The sequence below is a fragment of the Komagataeibacter kakiaceti JCM 25156 genome (genome assembly GCF_000613305.1).
Window position 1 is genome coordinate 1 of sequence record NZ_BAIO01000364.1, and the last position, 2397, is coordinate 2397.

The following is a 2397-nucleotide window of genomic DNA, read 5'->3' on the forward strand; positions in this document are numbered from 1 at the left end:
CCCCGAAGGGTGGACGCCGGGCGGCGATGTGGTCCAGCCCGTCCCGGCCACGCAGGCGGATGTGCGCGCGGCGGGGGAATGCTGGTTCTATAACGTCATGCCCGACGATACGGGCCGCCCGCGCACCCGTTAGTGTATCTGGCCAGCCAGCAGCAGGGGAAGCATGTCCGAGCCTGAACCCACTCCCACCCGTTCCTATGTCCTGACGCTTTCATGCCCGAACCAGCCGGGCATCGTGGCGGCGATCAGTTGCGCGCTGTTCGAACTCGGCGGCGACATCGCGGGCGCGCAGCAGTTCGACGAGCGTGAAAGCCGGGTCTTTTTCATGCGTATCGTGTTCAGCCTGCCCGCTGGCGGGGCGGAACTGGAAACCCTGCACGCGGTGCTGTCCGACATCGCGGCGCGGCTGGACATGAAGTGGTCGGTGCGCGAGAGCGCGCGGCCCACACGCACCGTCATCATGGTCTCGCGGTTCGACCACTGCCTTGTGGACCTGCTGTACCGCTGGCGTATCGGTGAACTGGCCATCGAGCCGGTGGCCATCATTTCCAACCACCCGCGGGAGACCTACGCGCACCTCAATCTTGAAGGCGTGCCGTTCCATTACCTGCCGGTTTCCGCCGCCACCCGCGCCGGGCAGGAAGCGCGGATCGAACAGGTGGTGCGCGATACGGGGGCGGAACTGGTGGTGCTGGCGCGCTACATGCAGATTCTGTCGGACCAGATGAGCGCGCGGCTGGCGGGGCGGTGCATCAACATCCACCATTCCTTCCTGCCCGGCTTCAAGGGCGCGCGGCCCTATCATCAGGCTTTCGCGCGCGGGGTGAAGCTGATCGGGGCGACGGCCCATTTTGTCACGCCAGATCTGGATGAAGGCCCGATCATCGAACAGGATGTCGAGCGCATCACCCATGCCGACAGCCCCGATGACCTGATCCGCAAGGGCCGTGACATCGAGCGCCGGGTGCTGGCCCGCGCCGTGCGCTACTTTACCGAACGGCGCGTCATTCCCAACGGCCACAAGACGATCGTGTTCAGCCCATGACACCGGATGGAAACGGCCGGTCCGGGCCGGAGGGGCACACCACCGCGCGCACTGACGCCATGCCCGACCCGGATATGCAGTGCGCCGGTTTCCGCCAGGCGCGGCTGGCGCGCAAGACCGCCTGATCGAGGATTACGTCGAACTGATCGATGACCTGCTGCATGAAGGGCAGGAAGCCCGGCAGGTCGATATTGCGGCGCGTCTGGGCGTGTCGCAGCCCACGGTGGCCAAGATGCTCGTGCGGCTGGAGGCGGATGGACTGGTCACGCGCCGCCCCTATCGTGGTATCTTCCTGACCGAAGCCGGGCACGACATGGCGGGCCAGAGCCGGGAGCGGCATCATACGGTCGAGCGGTTCCTGCGCGCGCTGGGCGTGAGCGAGGTCAATGCCCGCATCGACGCGGAGGGAATGGAGCATTACGTGGGCACGGAAACGCTGGACGCCTTCCGCCATGCGCTGGATGCCGGGCTGGCTGATTTTGTAAGAAGCCGTCTGAAAAAAACTGACTGATAAAAAACGATAAAAGTTTTCGGGGGCCGCTTTTTTCACAAAGGTGACGTTGCCTGAAGCTTTTTGAAACAGGCTTCACCAGAAACTTCCTTATGATCGCAGGCTGTTGCAGACAGCCGCCAGGGGCGGGCACGGAGAAACGCCGCAACCGACCCGCCACCGGAAGGGGACGCCATGACCCGACGCGCAGGCTCCGCCGACCTGCCCCTGCATACGGGCCGCGTGCCCGCATGGCTTGGCCAGCGCATGGCCCGCCTTGGCGCGGTCATGACGCAGGCCATCATCCATCATTACGGGCGTGACGAATTCCTGCGCCGTCTGGCCCATCCGTTCTGGTTCCAGTCCTTTGGCGCGGTCATGGGCATGGACTGGCATTCATCGGGCATGACAACCGCCGTGATCGGCGCGCTCAAGCGCGGACTTTCGCCACTGGCGGATGAACTGGGGCTGTATGTCTGCGGCGGGCGGGGCCGCCATTCCCGCCGCACGCCCGATGAACTGCTGGATGTGGGCCACGCCACCGGCCTTGACGCCACCCCGCTCGTGGCGACGAGTCGCATGGTGGCCAAGGTGGACAGCGCCGCCGTGCAGGACGGGTTCGACCTGTACCTGCACGGCTTCGTGGTGGCGGCGGACGGGCGGTGGACCGTCATCCAGCAGGGCATGCATACCGGGCGGCGCATGGCGCGGCGCTATCACTGGCTGTCCGAGGGGCTGGGCAGTTTTGTCGAGGCCCCGCACGCCGCCATTGACGGGCGCGCCACGGGCGGCGCGATCCTGAACCTGACGGACAGGCGGGCCGGAGATTCGCGCCGGGGGCAGATGGCTGTGCTGCACGACA

General features: G+C 66.1%; 2 protein-coding genes and 1 pseudogene. All 3 read left to right on the forward strand.

Annotated features, from left to right (window positions below):
- The first annotated feature begins 163 nt into the window (after positions 1-163).
- Positions 164-1045 carry a formyltetrahydrofolate deformylase gene (gene purU, locus JCM25156_RS13800; RefSeq protein WP_025813543.1) on the forward strand — a complete coding sequence of 294 codons (882 nt, stop codon included), beginning with the start codon at positions 164-166 and terminating at the stop codon, positions 1043-1045.
- Between the two features lie 59 nt (positions 1046-1104).
- Positions 1105-1556, forward strand: a pseudogene (gene mntR / locus JCM25156_RS24545) (manganese-binding transcriptional regulator MntR).
- 174 nt (positions 1557-1730) lie between these two features.
- Positions 1731-2397: DUF763 domain-containing protein (locus JCM25156_RS13810; protein WP_025813545.1), on the forward strand; the 667-nt coding region annotated here is incomplete at its 3' end.

What these genes read in the sequence shown, in the direction of transcription:
- purU (WP_025813543.1), top strand. Translation starts at nt 164, where the DNA reads ATGTCCGAGCCTGAACCCACTCCCACCCGTTCCTATGTCCTGACGCTT.